General features: G+C 64.1%; 14 protein-coding genes. 8 read left to right on the top strand and 6 right to left on the bottom strand.

Annotated features, from left to right (window positions below; all coding sequences use genetic code 11):
• Positions 1 to 206 (top strand): phosphatidylserine decarboxylase (locus ACLL97_RS21325; RefSeq protein WP_411282501.1); only part of this gene is annotated, 206 nt, incomplete at its 5' end.
• Between the two features lie 38 nt (positions 207 to 244).
• Here the strand turns inward: ACLL97_RS21325 and ACLL97_RS21320 are convergent.
• Positions 245 to 2,614: a hypothetical protein gene (locus ACLL97_RS21320; RefSeq protein ID WP_411282500.1), complete on the bottom strand. Its 2,370-nt coding sequence runs from the start codon at positions 2,612 to 2,614 to the stop codon at positions 245 to 247.
• 79 nt (positions 2,615 to 2,693) lie between these two features.
• Here ACLL97_RS21320 and ACLL97_RS21315 point away from each other — a divergent pair, with 79 nt between their 5' ends.
• The 3 genes from ACLL97_RS21315 to ACLL97_RS21305 all read left to right on the top strand — a co-directional run bounded on the left by ACLL97_RS21315 (position 2,694) and on the right by ACLL97_RS21305 (position 4,497).
• Positions 2,694 to 3,206 carry a hypothetical protein gene (locus ACLL97_RS21315; RefSeq protein ID WP_411282499.1) on the top strand — a complete coding sequence of 171 codons (513 nt, stop codon included), beginning with the start codon at positions 2,694 to 2,696 and terminating at the stop codon, positions 3,204 to 3,206.
• 146 nt (positions 3,207 to 3,352) lie between these two features.
• Positions 3,353 to 3,481: a hypothetical protein gene (locus ACLL97_RS21310; RefSeq protein WP_411282498.1), complete on the top strand. Its 129-nt coding sequence runs from the start codon at positions 3,353 to 3,355 to the stop codon at positions 3,479 to 3,481.
• A gap of 95 nt (positions 3,482 to 3,576) precedes the next feature.
• A complete protein-coding gene (locus ACLL97_RS21305) occupies positions 3,577 to 4,497 on the top strand; it encodes an L-lactate dehydrogenase (RefSeq protein ID WP_411282497.1) in 921 nt (306 codons plus the stop codon).
• On the opposite strand, the gene ACLL97_RS21300 is transcribed toward ACLL97_RS21305, so the two are convergent.
• The gene (locus tag ACLL97_RS21300) at positions 4,455 to 5,177 is read right to left on the bottom strand and encodes a cyclase family protein (RefSeq protein ID WP_411282496.1); all 723 of its coding nucleotides are present in this window, start codon (positions 5,175 to 5,177) and stop codon (positions 4,455 to 4,457) included. The genes ACLL97_RS21305 and ACLL97_RS21300 overlap by 43 nt on opposite strands.
• A 49-nt stretch (positions 5,178 to 5,226) precedes the next feature.
• A complete protein-coding gene (locus ACLL97_RS21295) occupies positions 5,227 to 5,844 on the bottom strand; it encodes a superoxide dismutase family protein (protein WP_411282495.1) in 618 nt (205 codons plus the stop codon).
• Between the two features lie 97 nt (positions 5,845 to 5,941).
• On the opposite strand from ACLL97_RS21295, the gene ACLL97_RS21290 reads away from it, so the two are divergent.
• Positions 5,942 to 7,144, top strand: a complete 1,203-nt coding sequence (locus ACLL97_RS21290) for a flavin monoamine oxidase family protein (RefSeq protein ID WP_411282494.1) — start codon at positions 5,942 to 5,944, stop codon at positions 7,142 to 7,144.
• Positions 7,141 to 8,040, top strand: a complete 900-nt coding sequence (locus ACLL97_RS21285; RefSeq protein WP_411282493.1) for a M23 family metallopeptidase — start codon at positions 7,141 to 7,143, stop codon at positions 8,038 to 8,040. The genes ACLL97_RS21290 and ACLL97_RS21285 overlap by 4 nt, the downstream gene beginning before the upstream one ends.
• Here ACLL97_RS21285 and ACLL97_RS21280 read toward each other — a convergent pair.
• The 3 genes from ACLL97_RS21280 to ACLL97_RS21270 all read right to left on the bottom strand — a co-directional run bounded on the left by ACLL97_RS21280 (position 8,031) and on the right by ACLL97_RS21270 (position 13,325).
• The gene (locus ACLL97_RS21280) at positions 8,031 to 8,750 is read right to left on the bottom strand and encodes a DUF1499 domain-containing protein (RefSeq protein ID WP_411282492.1); all 720 of its coding nucleotides are present in this window, start codon (positions 8,748 to 8,750) and stop codon (positions 8,031 to 8,033) included. The genes ACLL97_RS21285 and ACLL97_RS21280 overlap by 10 nt on opposite strands.
• 32 nt (positions 8,751 to 8,782) lie before the next feature.
• Positions 8,783 to 9,802 (bottom strand): fatty acid desaturase, encoded by a 1,020-nt coding sequence (locus ACLL97_RS21275; RefSeq protein ID WP_411282491.1) that lies wholly within the window; start codon positions 9,800 to 9,802, stop codon positions 8,783 to 8,785.
• Between the two features lie 139 nt (positions 9,803 to 9,941).
• Entirely contained in the window at positions 9,942 to 13,325 is a 3,384-nt protein-coding gene (locus ACLL97_RS21270) for an amidohydrolase family protein (protein WP_411282490.1), read from the bottom strand.
• Between the two features lie 262 nt (positions 13,326 to 13,587).
• Here ACLL97_RS21270 and ACLL97_RS21265 point away from each other — a divergent pair, with 262 nt between their 5' ends.
• The gene (locus ACLL97_RS21265; RefSeq protein WP_411282489.1) at positions 13,588 to 16,677 is read left to right on the top strand and encodes a SusC/RagA family TonB-linked outer membrane protein; all 3,090 of its coding nucleotides are present in this window, start codon (positions 13,588 to 13,590) and stop codon (positions 16,675 to 16,677) included.
• A gap of 3 nt (positions 16,678 to 16,680) precedes the next feature.
• Positions 16,681 to 18,252 carry a RagB/SusD family nutrient uptake outer membrane protein gene (locus ACLL97_RS21260; protein ID WP_411282488.1) on the top strand — a complete coding sequence of 524 codons (1,572 nt, stop codon included), beginning with the start codon at positions 16,681 to 16,683 and terminating at the stop codon, positions 18,250 to 18,252.
• Positions 18,253 to 18,255 lie beyond the last annotated feature (3 nt).

Here is an 18,255-nt window from a genome sequence, read left to right as displayed (position 1 = left end):
TCGTGAATCCCCCTCGCCCGGGCACCGTGCGCGAGTGGTACTACACCGATCAGGCCATCCAACTCGCCAAGGGTGACGAGATGGGCCGCTTTCTACTTGGCTCCACGGTGGTGCTGCTCTTCCCGCCCAAAACCGTCGCGTTCACCGCGCACTGGGCCACCGACGTGCCCGTGCGCATGGGTGAACCGATGGGACGCACGCCGTAAGCGTTACGCGCTACGCGTGTCGCGCTACGCGTGTCGCGTTACGCCGTTTTCTTCGTGCCGACCGGAACGAACAGCGGCCCGAACAGCATTGCCGCCGCCAGCAGCAGCGAGATCACACTGATCATCTTGCCGCGCGCGTAGGTCGGCGACTCGAACCACAAGCGCACGTTTTTCGCACCCGGCGGAATGTCGACGCTGATCAACGTGTGATCGGCCCGCCGCACGATGCCCGGCTTGCCATCGACCTCGGCGTGCCAATCGGGATACCAGTTCTCCGACACCAACAGTTGACTCGTGGCCGCTTCGGCGCCGGTCAGCGCAATGCGCATGTTGCCGGCGCTCCACTCGGTCACCGTGGCCTTCACCTGCGGCGTCGGGAACGGCGGTGTCGCCGCCGGCGACGTGGCCGTGGACGTATCCGGCAACAACGCCACGCTGCTGATCGGAAAGCGCGGATCGATCACGGTGGCCAGCCCCTGCTCTTCGGTGAGCTTGGCCGACACGGGCAACACGCGCGCATACGCCGGTACGGTATCGCTTTCGTACAACGTGGCCGTGGTGCCGAATGCCGTAGGCGACGGTGGTACCACCTGATGGAATCCCGGCACCGGCTGCGTGTCCGGCAAGATCAAATAGCGAATCGACAACAGGTCGAACATGTTCGGCGTGAGCAGGTTGCGAAATCCTTCCTGCGCTCCGGCCAATTCATTGTAACGACGCAGCTGGAAGCCGTGATAGCCCATCGCACTTGAAATGCGATACGCCATCAGTATCGACTGACCGTAGCTGTTGCCTCCATCAATCACGCGATACGGCGGCGGCACCTTCTTGAGGTACGTCGTAACGGCATCGTCGGCGAACTGCGTACTGGCCCGTGCCGAGAAGGTGAAGAACTGGCGGTCCACGCTCCACAGATCGAGTCCCATAAACACCAAGAGCGCAGCGGTCGCAATGCGCGGCGCGAGACGACCGGCGGCGGCAGCCCAGAGCACGGCACCACCCAGCACCACGAACACCAACAACCGCAGGGCACCGCTCTGCAAATGCGGCGCGTTGGCCGAAACGGCCTCGAGGCGCTCAGGAATGGCCAGCGATTCCGCGAGCCCCTGCAGACCACCCATGGTGCCGAGCAGTGCGAACGCGACGGCACCGCCAACCACGATCAGCACCGTGCGCATGGGCACGGCGCGCGCCAGCAGTCGATCGAATCCGACACCCGCCAGCACGCACAGCATGAACGCCGGCAAGTAGAACACCATGCCCATGGCACGGATCTTCTTCACCAGCGGCAGCAGCTCGTAGAACGGACGATAGAACGGCGTGTAGCCACCGAACGACAGCATCAGGAAGAACAACGCGCCGAGGCTGAACGCAATCACGAAGCGACGGCGATCCTTATCGCCTATTGCCAGCGCCGCGAGCGCGAGCGGCAGGAAGCCCATGTACTCGGTGTGGAACTTGATCGGATTCCGTCCCCAGTACTGATCGAGCACACCATTGAACTGCGGCAGCAGCAGCGTGAAGATCTCCGACGGGGGCAACGCATAACTCGTCGCGAATTCCCAGCCGGTGTCGGGTCCGCCTTCGGCCCGCGGCGAAAACGGGATGTACTCCAGGAACGGCATCACCTGCAACGCTGTAATCCCGCCGCCCACCGCGACGGCCATCGCCGAGAAGCCCAGCGCCTTCCATGGATTCAGCCCGGCCGGACGCTCGGCGTCGAAGAACGCGAGGTAGATCGCCCACAGGCCAAGCGCCAGCAACAGAAAGTACGCCATGTGATAGTGGCCGAGCACGATCAACGCGACCACAAAGGCAAAGGCGCCGTAGCACCACATTCTTGCATGACGAATCGCCTGCAGTAGCGTCCAGAAGGCGAGCGGTGTCAGCGCCGACACAAACAGCTTGCCATCATGCCCAGGGCTCATCTGCGACGCCACGATCCCCGTCAGTTCGTACGCCACACCCGCCATCACGCTCGCGTTCCACGACAGCCCCAGCGAACGGCAGAAGCGATACGTGAACCATCCCGTCAGCACGAAGTGAATCGCCATACCGAGCGTGATCGCCACGTCTACCGGCATGATCCATCGTAGCCACGCGGTCGGATAGAAAATGTCGCCGTGCATCGCCGCGATGTATGGCAGTCCGCCAAACAGATAGGGATTCCACTGCGGGATCGCGCCGTTTGCCAAGAACGACTCGGCGCCGAACAGGCGAAACGAATAGCCAGCGATGAACATGTCGGAGCGGCTTCCACCGAACAGCATCTGTCCGGTGAGCAGCGGCCACAGCAACAGCATCGCCGCGCCAAGACAGAGCGCGAAGGCGAGCGTATGATCGAGCGCGTACGAGCGCGTCGGGCCAGCACTCGGCGACGTCGAAATAGTAGGGTTGGCGGAAGGCATCGGAGAAAACTAGACCCCGGTTACGCTTCACGCTCCGGGTTCGTCAGTCCGGGTTGGCCAATTCGGGGTATACTTCTTCATGGCCCTCCGCCGTCTCGCCATCAGTTTGTCGCTCGCGGCTCTCTCAGGCGCCTCATTGCCGGGCCAGGGTCGGCCACACAGGCCGCTATTGGTGGGTACGGTCGGTCCGCAGGCGTTCGGAGCACCGGCCCCTACACCAACGCCATTGGGCGGACTTGTCACGCGCCCCATCCCTCCGGGGTCGCGTCGAAACAGTTACTGGCCGCTCCGCGTAGCCGATGCGCCGCTGGCCCGCGCCGGAGTCGTAGTCGTAGTCAGCCCGGCGGCGCCAGTACGCGATCACGCGTCACGCCGCCTATCGTGGACGCCCACGGCCGAGAAGCCCCGGTGGGTGATCGACTCCACGCTCACGCCAGTGCAGTCGCAGCGGGATCTGATCGTGAGCGACGTCGTTTGCAACTACACGGGGGTCTGTCGCGAACGACGGCAGCGCGTGGCGGCGCGATGGGTCGCGCCCTGCGGCTGCTATGCCTTCGCCGATGGGTGGAATCGTATCTGGCGCGTGGAGTAAGTTCCGCTGCATGAACGAACGACGGGCGCCCGCGCTCATCCTGCTACACGGTTTCGGCGCGCCACCCGGAGCGCGTGCACAAGTTGGTGCTGATCTCGCCCCTAAGGTTCGCGAGTCGTGGCTCTGAGTGTGGTAAAAACGCCGAGGTGCCCGCGTCGCTGTCGCCGATGCGCTACGTGCTCCCCGAGGCAATACTCCGCATGAATCTCGAACCGGCGTATGCCGAACAACGCACCGTGATGCACCAGCTTCAGGCACCGACTTTGCTGTTGTGAGGGCAGCGGAACGCCATGATCCCGTTCAGCACTGCCGCTTTCTACTCCGTGCACCACTATCAAACGGTGCACGGCCTCTCTTACTGAGATATCCCATGGCTCGACGCGTCGCCATCATCGGCACCGGCTGGGTAGGATCGAGTGTCGCCATTTCCACCCTGCAACTCGGTGTGGCCGACGAGCTGCTGCTGAATGACGTGCGCACCGACGTCGCCGAGGGCGAGGCGATGGATTTGGCGCAAGGAAGTTCATTCTACCCCGCCGCCACGGTGCGCACGGCTGCCATCGAAGAGATGATTGACGCCGACGCCATCGTTATCGCCGCGGGGCGCAACGGCAAACCCGGAGAGTCGCGACTCGCGCTGCTGCGCGACAATGCGACCCTTGCGCGTGAACTCGGCGTGCGACTCGCGGCAGCACGTGGCGTGATCGTGGTCGTCACCAACCCCGTGGACGTGCTCACGCGCGTTGTCCTCGAAGCTTCCGGACTACCGCCAGCGCGTGTGATCGGCACTGGCACCATGCTCGACACGGCGCGACTTCGCGAAGCCCTCGGACGCGATCTCGAGCTCGACCCGCGCTCGGTGCAGGCACAGGTGGTTGGCGAGCACGGCGACTCCGAGGTGGTACTCTGGTCGAGTGCGCAGATCGGCGGCGTGCCACTGGCGCAGTGGCCCGGTTGGCGCGCCGATCGCGAGACGACCATGGCCAACGAGGTGCGCACGGCCGCCTATGAGATCATCAAGCGGAAGGGCGCGACCAATCACGCCATCGGACTGGTCACCGCCACGCTGCTACGCACGATCTTGCGCGGTGAGCGTCGCGTGCTCACCGTGTCACGCTGGCAAGAGGGTGCATCGGGACTGCGCGATGTCGCGCTGTCGATGCCGACCGTGGTGGGAAGTGGTGGCGCGGAGTTGGTGCTGGAGCCCGAGATGTTGCCACTGGAGCGAGAGCGGGTCGAGCGTTCCGCTCAGGTGTTGCGCGACGCGTACGCGAGTGTCCGCGACGCGTAAGGAACGGTCGCGAAGGCGCGCACGGGGAACGTCCCCACGCCCACCAGCTTCGGTGGTACAGCCGTGAAGGTGAAACCGGCATCGGGCAGCAGCTGCAAATTGCACAAATGTTCGGCGATCAGAATTTCCTCGCGCAGCAACACCGTATGTACCGGGCGCGTGCCACGTTCGGTGTGGTCGATGTTCATCGAGTCGATACCCACCAACACCGCGCCGGCGTCGCGGAGCCAGATCGCGGCTTGCTCGGTGAGATACGGGTGCCCTTCGAAATACGCGTCGGTGCCCCAGTGCGCATCCCAACCGGTGTGCACCAGTACGGCCTTGCCACGCACATCGTGCGCAGAAAGGCGCGCCGACAGCTGCGCCACGTCGATCGCGCGCCCGTCGCGCTCCGTGGCGCGTACCACCACGGCCGGCTGATCCACGAAGCGCTCGAGCGGCATCGACGCCGTGTCGCGCCCATCGGCGTAGCGATGGAACGGGCAATCGATGTAGGTGCCCGTATTGGTGATCAACTCCACGCGACCGATCTGAAACTCGGTGCCCGCCTCGTACAGGGCCCGTGAATCCTGCCGACTCAGGTAGTCGCAGATGATCGGTGCTGGAAGACCTTTGTAGTACACCACGCCATGCTCGATGGCGTGGCTGAGGTCGACCAGCGTGTGGGCGGCAGTCGTCATGGCGCGTTCGCCTGCAAACCGTTGTTCATCAAGCTGCCGCGCACGGTGTTCAGGAGCCGGACACCACGCCGCAGGCGACACGGGCGCCCGAGTTCCCCGACGGATCGGTCTTGTAGTCGTCGGCCGTGGCATGAATCACGATGGCTGCGCCGTCGGCGTCGAGCAGCGGGTTCTCACCACGGAGCGAGCCAGCCGGCGTCGACATCTTCACCACGACGCTGCCGTCCGCACCGACCGTGAGATTCATCAGATCGCCATGATGCGGACCGGCTTCGTTGGTCGAGCCATGCTGCTTGGGGGTCGGGCTCCAGTGCGGTCCGGCGCTGGCGAAATCGGGTCCGTCGCAACGACCGACCGCGTGGATGTGCATGCCGTGCACGCCCGGCGTGAGACCACGCAACGTGCCGTCCACCGAGATCGCGGCGCCGGCATCGGCCAGCGTGAGCACGCCGAGCTCACGTCCATTCCCATCAACAATTTTCGCGGTCACGCCCATGCTGGCGCCCACCGAACTCGTGGAGTCGAGGGTGAGCGAGGCGGCGGAATCGGCCGCCATCGCCGAGTCCTTCGCCGAAGCGTCATTTGCCTTGCTGCAGGCGGCGAGCAGGAGCGCGGCACCGAGTACGGCAGGAGCGCGGGTAGCGACGAGGGACGAAACGGAGCGCATAGGAATATCCTGGCTGGTTGGAAGATCTGGGGCAGAGCCACAAGTCTACTGCACAGGACGTGCTACGCGAGTCGATTCACGATAGCTTGCGCGCGCAATGACTGCCTCCGGCCCCACGTCGTCCCTCCGCGTCGACACCGACACGAGCAACGCCACCGACACCGTCGTCGCCATTATTGGCGGCGGCGTGGCCGGCCTGACGGCCGCCTGGCAGCTCGCGACCGCTGGACAGCGCGTAACCCTCTTCGAGGCCCGATCGCGGCTTGGCGGCCGCGTACTGACCGCACCGGCGGCACCGCGAACGGACCATCCGTGGATCGACCTCGGTCCAGCGTGGTTCTGGCCACACCAGCAACACATTCGCGGGCTTGTGGCGCACTTCGGGCTTCCGGTGTTCGAGCAGCATCGCAACGGAACGGCGATGTACGATGCCGGTGACGGACGCGCGCCGGAGTCGTTCGATGCGTCTGGGCAGACTGATGCCTCGCTCCGCCTGGCCGGCGGAATGGCCGCCCTTACCCGCGCGTTGCAGCAGGCGTCGCAGACCGCGCCACAACCCGTGGCCGTGCATCTCGACGCCGCGGTACACACGCTGGAGTTACGCCCGACCGGGGTGGTTATCAACGGCAACGGATTCAGCGGTACGGCTGGTCGGGTCATCATGGCCGTGCCGCCACGCGCAGTGGCGCGCGACATCGCCTTCGCGCCACCGCTATCCGACGCCATGCACGCGGCCCTCGCCGAAACGGTCACCTGGATGGGGCACGCGATGAAGTGCGTCGTGACGTACCACGCGCCGTTTTGGCGCGACTTGGGGCACTCCGGATACGCCGTGAGCTGGGGCGGCCCGCTGCAGGAGATTCACGACGCCTGCATGCCGCCGAGCGATCACACGCCGGCCGGTTATGCACTCATGGGCTTTGTTGCACCACGCTCGAACGCCGCCGCGCGTGGTTTCCGCGACGCCAGTCCCGAGGCGCGTCGCGCCGCCGTGCTGGTGCAATTGGCGCGGCTGTTTGGTGAGGAGGCCCACGGGGCGGTGGACTACGCCGAGTACGACTGGGCGCACGACCCACTGAGCTGCGGCCCGAACGACGACCTGCCACCCGGTGCACACCCTGAGTACGGGCACCCGCTCTTCAACGGTGATGCTGGCGACGTTTCCGGTGCCTCGTGGAATGGTCGCTTGTTCTGGGCCGGAACAGAAACCAGCGACATCGGTGGCGGGTATCTCGACGGGGCCGTGGCGTCGGGACTGAGGGCGGCCCAATTGGTCATCGCCGCCGGAAACGAACCATGAGCATCGCCGCGTGGCGTCGAACTGGCCTGTTTGCTCTTGTACTGCTGTTGCCTTTCGGGAAGGTGTCGCTTGTGCCGACGACCGCCTGCGCCGCGCGCGCTGACTTCGTGTGGCGTCCGGCATCACCGAAAGCTGGCTCGCTCTTTCGCGTGGCCACGACCGCACGCCCAGTATCTGCCACGCGCGCATCGGGCACGACCGCCGTCACCGCCACAGTGGCCGGTGAGCCCCTGCACTTTCGCGTGGTCGGCGACTCCGCCTTTGCCATCGCCGCGGTGCCGATCGACTCCACTGCCGGCATCACGATGGCGTGGCAGTGCAGCGGTGACACATCGGGCAGCGTGCGCATTCCCACCACGGCCGGCACGTATCGTCTGGAGCGGCTGCGCGTCGCGCCGCGCTTTGGCGCACCGCCCGATTCCGTCACTGCCACCCGCATGCGCCTGGAAGCCGAGCGCGCAGCACAGGTGTCACGTAGCGCGCACGACACGCCGCGGCAGTGGTCGTTGCCGTTTCTCGTGCCACGAACGTCGCGCATCACGAGTCCGTTCGGCGGCGGCCGCACTTTCAACGGCGCCGTGACCAGCCGTCACATGGGCACCGACTACGCCGGTGCCGTCGGCGCTCCGGTGCGCGCCGCGAACCGTGGCATCGTGCGACTGGTCGATGCTTTCACGCTCGGCGGCAACGTCGTGTACCTCGATCACGGTGAAGGACTGGTGACGGCCTATCTGCATCTCAGCACGCAACTGGTCGCGGTCGGCGACACGGTGTCGCGCGGCGATACGATCGGCCGCGTGGGCGCCACCGGTCGTGTGACCGGGCCGCATCTACACTTCATCGCACGCTACGGCACGATCACGGTCGATCCGGCGGGACTGGCGCGTCAGCGCTGACGCTGTAACACGTCGAGATACCGCACAATCCGCGCGGCGTTCGCGCCAACGTCGCTGCGGCCAACGCGCGACACCGAGCGCACATCGACGCGGGACCCGCTGTTCGCCGAACGGATACGTACCACCACGTCGTCCTTGAATCCGAACCAGGTCGTGGTGGCCGTGGCCTCCAAGCGGCCGCTCGGCGAGTCGCCGGCCACGATCTCCCAGCCCATGGCCTTCGCGGCGGCCACGGCACGATCGAAGGCGGCCAATGGCGGCACGGGTAGCATGAGCGGCCGCACCTCGGGGTACGCCGCCCGCTGCAGCGCTGCGACACTGTCGCCGGCATACAGGGCCGCGTTCGTCGCCGAGGCTCTCAGCGGCAGCACGGCCACGAAGGTCGGCGGGTCGGTCATATCCGTCGTGATGTCATGGATCGGCGGCACCCGCTTCACGGTCTGCGAGAACCGGTAGGGCACACCGACGGTGAGCGCCGACAGGAGCAGACCGATCACCAACGCGACTCGGCTCCCGCCGCTTGGCCGCGTGACCAGCAACGCCAGGATGCACACCACGGCGGCCGCGATGCCTACGTACGCCGAGTAGCGGAGCATGGAGAGACCGGTGCGGTAGTGCCACACGCCGAAGCGCGTACCAATGCCCGCCAGGGCCAGCATCACCATGCCGGCCACCGCCAGCAGCAGCGGCAGCGCACGGAGTGCTTTCACGAGACCACACCAGTGGGGGCGCGCATGCTGGGTTACGCCGCCTGCACGTCGCTGAATCGCACCAGCCGCTTCGCATCTTCATCGTACAGCGCCAGGCGAAGCGCCTTGATGCCCATACGAATCGTCATGGTCGGTGCGGCCTCGAAGATCGGGTTGTCATCGTGCGCTTCCTGCAAGCGGAAGTTGGGAATCTTCGGACCGATGTGGTGCACGTGGTGCAAGCCGATGCTGCCCGTAAACCACTGCAGGATCGGATTCAGACGCAGGTGCGAGCTGCCCGTGATCGCGGCCGTGGCATAGTCCCACTCGTCGTGCGTTTCCCAGTACGCATCTTCAAACTGGTGCTGCACGTAGAACAGCCAGATGCCGGCCGCAGCCGCCACGTACATGCACGGCAGATACACGAGCAGGAACGCGCGCGGTCCCCACACCAGGATCGATACGGTGATCGCGGCGGCGATCGCGAGATTCGTGTACCACACGCTGTACAACTGTTTGGTTTTCGTGGCCTTGCTACGGCCGCGGAAGCGTTGGTTCAGCATGAGATGCAACGGGCCCACCAACATCAGCGACAACGGATGCCGAATGAGCCGGTAGATCAATCGGCCGCGCGCATCACGCTCGAGATATTCCTTCACCGTGATCGTGGGCACGTCCCCGTGACCGCGTCGATCGAGATCACCGGACGACGCATGATGCAGCGCATGATCGCGGCGCCACTGCGCGAATGGTGTCAACGTCAGCACCCCGGTCACGAAGCCCAGGGCATCATTGATTTTGGGCCACGGCAGGTACGACGAATGCGAACAATCGTGCATGATGATGAACGTGCGCACGAGCAATCCCGCCCCGGGCAGCACGAGCAGGGCCGCGACCCACGGCGCGGCATCGAGGAAGTAGAACATCGCCCACAGCAGCACGCTCAACGGAACGAGTGTGTTCACCACTTGCCACACGGCGCGACGCACATCGGCACCGGCATACTTGGACACGATCGCGGTCCACTCCGAACGGGGGACCTCCAACGTGCGGGACTGGAGCAACTCAGCCATGCAGGAAATAACCTGAAAACGAGGGCGGGACGGCGCAGCACCGGTGCGCCAAGGCACGTGAAGTATCGCAGGAAGAGCGAACTCGGCGATAGCCCTGACGAAAGGTATACGCGCCAACGTGCTGACGGTTGTACCCAAACTAGGGCCGTTTGTCACGATCGAAGGCATCAGTCCGCTTCGTGTTGTTCTGTAACATGTCGTCGTTCACCCAATAGGTCGGTCCGAAGGGTACCGTCCGGGGCCAGAGTTGGTCGAGTGACATCGCGTCGTACAGCGTGCCGCCCTTCATGACAAATCGGGCATCGGCGGTGGCACGGATGTTCTCGAGGGGATTGCCGTTGAGAACGACAAGGTCCGCCAGTTTCCCGACTTCAATACTCCCAAGGTCCCGGTCGGCACCGAGAAAGCGCGCGCCGTGCAGCGATGCGACCTCGAGCGCGCCGTGATTGCCGAGCGCGGAGGCCCCCATCCAGAGCTCCCAGTGCGGCGCGAGCCCGTGATGCTCGCCGTGACTGCCCAACGCGCCAAAGCCGCCTTCGGCGATGATATCGGCCATCGACTGCGCAATCAGGGGATAGGCGTAGTCGGTTGTCGGGCGCAGGGTGCGCACGCGTGTGTCGGGCACCAACGCGCGCCACGGGAACCACTTTCGCTGTTTCGGATCCTTCCAGACGTCCGATTCCTGAAACCAATATTCGATGCTCCACGCCCCCGGCCCCGCAACCACCAGAGTGGGCGAGTACGTGGCGCCTGCCTTGCCGAAGAACTTGGCGCCATCGCTGTACATCGGGACTTCGCTGAAGGCGTGTTCCCACCCAGTCTGGCCATCCATGATGAAGCCCAGATTCTCGAAGAAGAATCCCCCTTCGGATGTGAGATTTGTTCCGACGGTGCGCGCGGCCTCGGCAGTCCACTGACGTTGATCACGGCGCGGCTGCGCGTACTGCTTGATCGAGGTGGCGCCCCATCCCGCCATTTTCGTCACCATCGCCAGCGCGTCGCGCGGACTGTCGATCTCGTTGGCCCGCGCCGCATCGCCGGCCGTGATATTGTCACCCGTGCTGAACCCACGCGGTCCGATGATCTCGCCCACTTCGACCAGTTCGGCGGTCGGGAACATGTTCTGGCTGTACATCGACACGTCCATCGTCGTCGTCACGCCGTACGCCAGATAGATCGCCTGCTCGAAGTCATGACGCGGACGCATGCCGCGCCATTCGCGGTAATGATGCGAATGCATGTCGACCAAGCCGGGAATGATCGTCGTCCCCGACGCATCAATGACTCGATCCGCACCCGCGGTGTTGCACGTCCCCACGCAGGCGATGCGACTTCCCTTCACCAAGATCGTACCGGACTCGATCACGGCACGCTTGTTCAGTGTGATGATACGTGCATTCGTGATCGCGATGGTGCCCGTGGGCACGGCGCGTGGTGACGACAGCGTGAGCGTGAGGGTATCCGTCCGACCGCTCACCACGCGATGCACGTAGTACGCCGCGCCGTTGGAATACTCGAGTGTGACGCTGTCACGCCACCGCGGAAAGAGGCCACCGTCTCGTGTCAGCTGTTTTACCGGCAGCTGTCCCCGCCGCTTCTCCACGCGTGGCACCGCGCTGCCGACGCCACCCCACACCATCGGCGTGAGATACACATTGTCTCCTTCCTGAAACGCCACGTAGCGACCGTCGGGCGATGGTAGGATTTCATCGGCATTCGGGAACGTCAGATGCTCCTGCAGGTCACTGCCGTCAAGCTTCACCGAGCGCAGCGTGGTACTGCTGGCGCGGCCGTTGCCGCCGGCGCGCTGCTCCGGCCAGAAGACGCGTCCATCGGGACCCACGGACGGTCGCGGTAGCTGTCGTCGCGCTTCGCCGCCCACCGATACGCCCGATGGCCGGTTGATCAAGGCGATCGTGCGGCCCGTGTCACCGGCGGCCGGCGCCATCGCATCGAATCGCGTGATGTCGTACCACACGTTGTGCGTCATCGTGCGCCCACGTGCCGTGGCGCCTTCTCCACGCGCCACGATCACGCTGCGTGAGTCGGCGGTCCAGGTGGGATCAGTGTAGTCGCCGGGTTCACGCGACAATCGCTTCGGCGCACCTCCGCCGGCGGGCACCGTCCACACGTGACCGCGCGATGAGTCATCCCACGTCACGAACGCGATCGCACGACCGTCGGGACTCCACGCCGGCGCGAACTCCAGCGGACCGAAACTCACCGGCGTGACGCGACGCGGCGTCCCCGTGGGGCCGTCCTGCACGTGAATACGACCGAGGGCCTGAAAGACGACGACCCGTCCGCCGGGACTCGACGACGGCCAACGGAAGAACTTCGCCTGCACCGCGTCGTCGGTAATACGGAATTCCTTCCGCGCCATCTGCGACAGTGTGCGATGTACCGTGGCCGTAAAGGGAATCGTGGCCACAGCGCGCGTGGCGACATCGACGCGACGCAGCTGGCCACCCTGCGTGATCACGATGGACTTGCCATCGGACGCCCACTTGTAGCGGGGCAGGACGCCCAGTGTCTTCGAGCCGCTAGCCACCATCGGGTCGATGGGATCCATCAGTAATCGCTCGGCGCCTGTCTTGAGATCGCGCACCCAGAGCGCCGTACGGGGACCGAACAGATGCCCTTTGAACTCGAGGGTGCCGTCGGGGATCTGCCGCGCGAAGGCGAGAAAGCGACCATCGGGCGACACTTCCGGTGCGGCCCCACCGCCGCTCGAGAAGCGCGACGCCGCCGCGCTGCCGCTTTCGCCATTGGTGATGTCGAGTGTTTCGCCGTCGGCGAAGGTGAACCGACGGAGTTGGAGCGATCCCCCCAACGGTTCACGCGGTTCGACCGGCATCGATACCTGATAGAACAGGTACTTCCCGTCCGACGACACCGAGGGCCACGCCGGCGACCCGTTCACGCCGGCCACACCAGGCGCCACGAGCGGAACCCCGGTGCCGCCATCCTTGTGATACATCCACAAGCCGCCGGCGGGTGCCGCGCCCTCGCCTCCCCCGCGTCCACCCTTGCGAACCACGATGAACCGGCCGTCAGGGGTCCAGGCGGGCTCGAACGCGGTAACGTTGAGGTCGGTAAAAACCGGGTGCGGGTTGCTCCCGTCAGCGTGCATGATCCAGAGATTGTACTGCCCACGGCGGTCACTGATAAAGGCGATCGTCTTGCCGTCGGGGGAAATGCGCGGCTGAAAGTTCAGGGCCACGCCGCTGTTCTGCGTGAGCACCGTGGCCGTGCCACCGCTGCTTGGCATGCGATACAGATGGCCCAACAGATCGAAGACAAGCCAGCTACCGTCGGCCGAGAGGTCGGACGACATCCAGGTCCCCTCGCTGGTCGTGAAATCGACGTCGCGGGTGGTGCCGCGCGCCGTTGTGACGTCCCAAGGCACGCGTGCGGTTGTCTCATTGGCGGCAGGCTGTGCGGGCAATGGAGATGCGGCCAGCATCGTGACGGCAGTGAGAGCGCGGGCTACAGCGGGCAAGGGCACCCGTCGACTGAACATGGGCGTCGGGACGAAGTTGGGAGGCGAAACCTCGCCAATGCTACGCCTTCGTCACGCGCATCGGGAAGAGCAGTCAACCAGATCCCTCAGCGCAAAGGCGTGCCACTGCAATTCTTCACGGGCACCGTCCCGGTTTGACAGCCATGTTGTCCTGAGATAACCTAGGCCTTCTTACCTACTACATAAAAGTGACATCAGCGCCTGTGCCATTCCGCGGACGTGCCACGCCCGACTCGCTGATCACCACCACCCGGCACCCTTCATGATGATGAAGCAACGAATACTCACGGTGTTCATGGGGACGCTCCTGTACGCCTCGCAGGCGCTCGCCCAAACGAAGACCGTGACGGGGAAAGTGACCCGTGATGTCAGCGTACCGCTTTCCGGCGTCTCCGTCGTGGTGAAGGGTACGTCGACCATCGTTCAGACGAATAACAGCGGCGACTACAGCATCCGGGCCGATGTCGGCCAGATCCTGCAATATCGACTCATCGGTTACTTGCCGCAGGAACGCACGGTTGGTACCGTCGACGTGATCGGCGTGCAGCTGACGAAAGCCGCCTCGAATCTTGACGCGGTCGTCGTCACGGCACTCGGCCAGACCACCACGCAGCGTAACTTGGGCACGTCGCAGCAGACCGTCTCCGGTGCCGACGTCGCGCAAACCGGTCGTGAAAACTTCATCAACGGCTTGCAGGGTCGCGTGGCCGGTGTGGAAGTCACAAGCACCTCGGGCGTGCCCGGCGCCTCGTCGTCGATCACCATTCGCGGTGTCAGCTCCATCAGCGGCAGCAATCAACCGCTCATGATTATCGACGGCCTGCCGATGGACAACAAGACGCTCAACACGGGCTCGCTCGCCTCCGATGCCCCAGGTTCGCTTACGGCGTTCAACAATCGCGGACTCGACTTCACCAACCGCGCCGCCGACATCAACCCGGAAGACATCGAGAGCATGGTGGTGTTGAAGGGTCCGGAAGCAGCGGCGCTCTACGGCATTGATGCGGCGAACGGTGCGATCGTGATCACCACCAAGCGCGGTAAGCCGGGCGTGGGTGGATTCGAATACAGCAACCGCGTGCGTATGGACCAGACGCGCGCCCGACCCGAAACGCAGCGCGAGTACGGACCGACGTCGGTGGCCGGCAGTGTGCTCGGCTCCTTTTCGTACTTCGGTAACCCGTACCAGGCTGGCACGCAGTTCTACGACAACATCGACGGCTTCTTTCAGTCGGCCGTGTCGCAGCAGCACAACGTGACGTTCAGCGGGGCATCGCCGGATGCGAAAGTAAACTATCGCGTCGGCCTCGGCTACAACGCACAGGGTAGCGTGATTCCGAACTCCGACTACACGCGCATCAACCTCACGGGCTCAGGCGGCGCGGTCGTTACGAAATGGCTCAAGACCGATCTGTCGATGCAGTACGCGCAGGTCGATAACGATCAGGCGCTCAAGGGTGACAACGGTCCGCTGATCGGCCTGCTCCTGTGGCCGCAGACCGACAAGGCGAGTGACTATCTCACACCGGCCGGCACCCGGCGCCGGATTACGTCCCTCGCGACGAACTCGGAAACCGACAACCCGTACTTCAGCGTCAACAAGAATCGGGTGAATTCCCGCAACGGCCGCCTGATCGCCAACCTTGGCCTCACGATCACACCGTTCAGCTGGGGCTTTCTCAAGACGAACATCGGGTCCGACGGCTACACCAATGAGAATCTCATTCTCCGCCACCCCGAGAGCGCCGGCGTGGCGAACAACAGCAACGGTATTCTCGATTTCGCGACCGACGTGGTGCGCAATCTGAATGCACAAACGCTGTTCAACATCAACCGCTTTCAGCTCACCGAAAAGTTCTCCCTCAATGGGCTCGTCGGTAACCAAATCTCCGATTTCCGGTCGGAGGTGAGCGGTCTGCTGGGTCGTGACTTCCTCGATCCGAATTTCGAGTCGGTCAACAACTCGAACATCCGCACCACGCGCACGAACAAGCAGCAGCGCCGCCTCATGAGCCTCTTCGGCAGCGCGACCGCGAACTACGATGACTACCTGTTCGTTACCGTGACCGGCCGTAACGACTGGACGTCCACGATCCCGCAGGAACGCAACTCGTTCTTTTATCCGTCCATTCAAACCAGCTTCATTTTTTCCGATGCCATTCCGTCGATTGGCCGGGTGATGAGCGGTAAGCTCCGGGCGAGCTACGCCGAGGTTGGCAAGGACGCGCGCCCGTACGCGTTTCGCCCGGCGCTCGAGTTCAAGACGACAGCGAACGGCGGGTACGGCTATGGCTTCACCGGTCCGAATCTCAACCTGCGTCCGGAGTTCGCCAGCTCGTACGAAATCGGCACCGAACTTGGCTTCTTCAACGATCGTCTTGGCCTCGACGTGACGACGTATCGCAAGGAGACCACCGACCAGATCGTGAACGACATCCGCGGTAGCTACGCGACCGGCTTCATCCTGTTCAACTTGAATGGTGCGTCCACCCGCAACACCGGGCTCGAAGTCACGCTCCGTACCACCCCCGTGATGACGCGCAACGCGACGTGGGACGTGATCGCGAACGTCGAGCGTGCGCGCGGCAAGGTACTCGCGCTGCCGAATGCTCTGCCCGAGTCGTATGTGTCCGATACGTGGCTCTACGGCAACGTGCGCAACGGCGTCGCCCCGGGACTCTCCACACGGTCACTGACCGGCCTGTTCTACCTGCGCGACACCATCCCGGGTTCGAAGAAGATTCTCATCGACCCCACCACCGGTCTCCCGCTCCGCTCCGCGGCGTTCATCAATGCCGGCTATGATCGTCAACCCGATTTCACCATCGGCCTCACAAACACGATCCGCTACAAGAAGCTCTCCGTGAGTTTCCTCGTCGACATCCGCAAGGGCGGTGACGTGTTCAACGCGACGGAGCATTTCCTGACCACGCGCGGACTCAGCAATCGTACGCTCGACCGCGACCAGCCGCGCGTCATCGACGGCGTGCTGCGCGACGGCAGGGAGAACACGGCCAATCCCACGAAGAACACGATCGTGGTCATTCCGGCGGTCCAGCCGCAGTACTACACCGGCATCAGCGAAGAGCTCTTCATCGAGCAGGACATCAACTGGGTCCGTCTACGCGATGTGACCGTTCGGATGGCGCTGCCAGGCAAGTACTTCAAGGCCCGCGACGCCAGCGCGTATCTCACGGGCACCGACCTCTTCCTCTTCACGAACTATTCCGGTCTCGATCCGATCGTCAACGGCAACAGCGCCGCGGTCGGTGGTTCGTCCGCGGTCGGCATCGACTACGGCAACTTCCCGATGCCGCGCGGCGTGGCCTTCGGCATCAAGGTGGGGTACTAAACCATGAAATCCTTCCGCAAGATTCTGCTGGCCGGCGCCGTTGCGCTGACGTCAGTGAGTTGCAATGAGTTCCTCGACGTCAACAACAATCCGAACGGGCCGCAGAAAGTTGCCGCGAACCTGTATCTCGCGCCGATGCTGCACTGGCTGGCGACGTCGCCGCAGTTCGACGGCCGATTCGTCGGTCGCTACACCCAGCAATTTGTATTTGCCACCACGATTTTGACCACCTGGGACCGCATGGGCTACGATCCCTCCAGCGACAACGGCGCCCAGCAGTGGCGTGATGTGTACTGGTCATTTGGTCAGAACCTGGTCGACATGACCAACCTTGCCGAAGCCGAGGAGCGTTGGGATCTCCTCGGTGTCGCCAAGGTGCTCAAGGCGTGGGGCTGGCAGGTCACCACCGACCTCCACGGCGAAATCATCATCAAGGAAGCGATCGACCAGTCAAAGTTCACGTTCAACTATGATTCGCAGGAGTATGCCTACCAGGAGATCCTCAAGCTCCTGAACGAAGCGATCGTGCTGCTGCAGCGTACCGACGGTGCGGTCGATCAGACGTATCTGGCGCGCACCGACAAGATGTACAACGGTGATCGCACCAAGTGGCTCAAGCTGGCGTACGGATTGAAGGCGCTCAGTCTCAACCACTACTCCCGTAAAGCTTCGTACAAGCCGGCTGACGTCATCGCCGCCGTCAATAGCTCCTTCGCGAGCAATGCCGACGACGCGTTGCTGCAGTTTCCCGGCACGCAGAACGACGACATCAACTTCCTCGGACGCACGCGCGGCAACTTCAACGCGTATCGCCAGACGCAGTTCGTGGTCGGCTTGATGAACGGCACGCAGTTCGGCGGTGTCGTCGACCCGCGTATGACGCGCATGCTGTCGCCGTCGCCCGATGGTGTGTATCGCGGCCTCGACGTAAACGTCGTCGGCTTCGGTGCTCTCGCCGTCGCGCAACAGCCCAACAACGTATACGGCTACGTCGGCACCGGTGGCCTGGCCCAGCCGGGGCGCTACCTGTGGGACGACAAGGCGCGTATGCCGGTCATGACGTACGCTCAGCTGCAGTTCATCAAGGCCGAGGCCGCGTATCGCATGGGCGATCTCGCGACGGCACGGGCGGCGTACATCGCCGGGGTGTCCGCGCACATCGACTTCGTGAACTCGCGCAACCTCGACAACAACCAGGCACCGACGCAGATCACGGCGGTCGAGAAAGCGGCGTTTCTCGCCAGTTCGGCCATCATTCCGGCAACACCGGCGGGCATGTCCCTCACGCTGATCATGTCGCAGAAGTACATCGCGCAGTGGGCGTGGGGTCACAACGAGATCTGGATGGACATGCGTCGCTACAACTACACCGACGTCGATCCGGCCAGCGGCATGCAGGTATTCCCCGGCTTCTCATTGCCCATCAACCTGTTTCCCGACAACGGCGGCAAGATCGTGCAGCGCATCCGTCCGCGCTTCAACTCGGAGTATGTGTGGAACAGAGTCGGCCTGGAAGCCATCGGCGGCCTGGCGCTCGACTACCACACGAAGCCTCTCTGGATCACTCAACCGTAATCA

The organism is Gemmatimonas sp. (assembly GCF_046594945.1).
Taxonomy (GTDB): Bacteria; Gemmatimonadota; Gemmatimonadetes; order Gemmatimonadales; family Gemmatimonadaceae; genus Gemmatimonas.
This window is presented reverse-complemented; position numbering and strand designations above follow the sequence as displayed.

Excerpts from the sequence above, each read along its gene's own strand:
- ACLL97_RS21320 (WP_411282500.1), bottom strand. The coding sequence starts at position 2,614 with ATGCCTTCCGCCAACCCTACTATTTCGACGTCGCCGAGTGCTGGCCCG.
- ACLL97_RS21315 (WP_411282499.1), top strand. The coding sequence starts at position 2,694 with ATGGCCCTCCGCCGTCTCGCCATCAGTTTGTCGCTCGCGGCTCTCTCA.
- ACLL97_RS21305 (WP_411282497.1), top strand. The coding sequence starts at position 3,577 with ATGGCTCGACGCGTCGCCATCATCGGCACCGGCTGGGTAGGATCGAGT.
- ACLL97_RS21300 (WP_411282496.1), bottom strand. The coding sequence starts at position 5,177 with ATGACGACTGCCGCCCACACGCTGGTCGACCTCAGCCACGCCATCGAG.
- ACLL97_RS21295 (WP_411282495.1), bottom strand. The coding sequence starts at position 5,844 with ATGCGCTCCGTTTCGTCCCTCGTCGCTACCCGCGCTCCTGCCGTACTC.
- ACLL97_RS21290 (WP_411282494.1), top strand. The coding sequence starts at position 5,942 with ATGACTGCCTCCGGCCCCACGTCGTCCCTCCGCGTCGACACCGACACG.
- ACLL97_RS21285 (WP_411282493.1), top strand. The coding sequence starts at position 7,141 with ATGAGCATCGCCGCGTGGCGTCGAACTGGCCTGTTTGCTCTTGTACTG.
- ACLL97_RS21275 (WP_411282491.1), bottom strand. The coding sequence starts at position 9,802 with ATGGCTGAGTTGCTCCAGTCCCGCACGTTGGAGGTCCCCCGTTCGGAG.
- ACLL97_RS21270 (WP_411282490.1), bottom strand. The coding sequence starts at position 13,325 with ATGTTCAGTCGACGGGTGCCCTTGCCCGCTGTAGCCCGCGCTCTCACT.
- ACLL97_RS21265 (WP_411282489.1), top strand. The coding sequence starts at position 13,588 with ATGATGATGAAGCAACGAATACTCACGGTGTTCATGGGGACGCTCCTG.
- ACLL97_RS21260 (WP_411282488.1), top strand. The coding sequence starts at position 16,681 with ATGAAATCCTTCCGCAAGATTCTGCTGGCCGGCGCCGTTGCGCTGACG.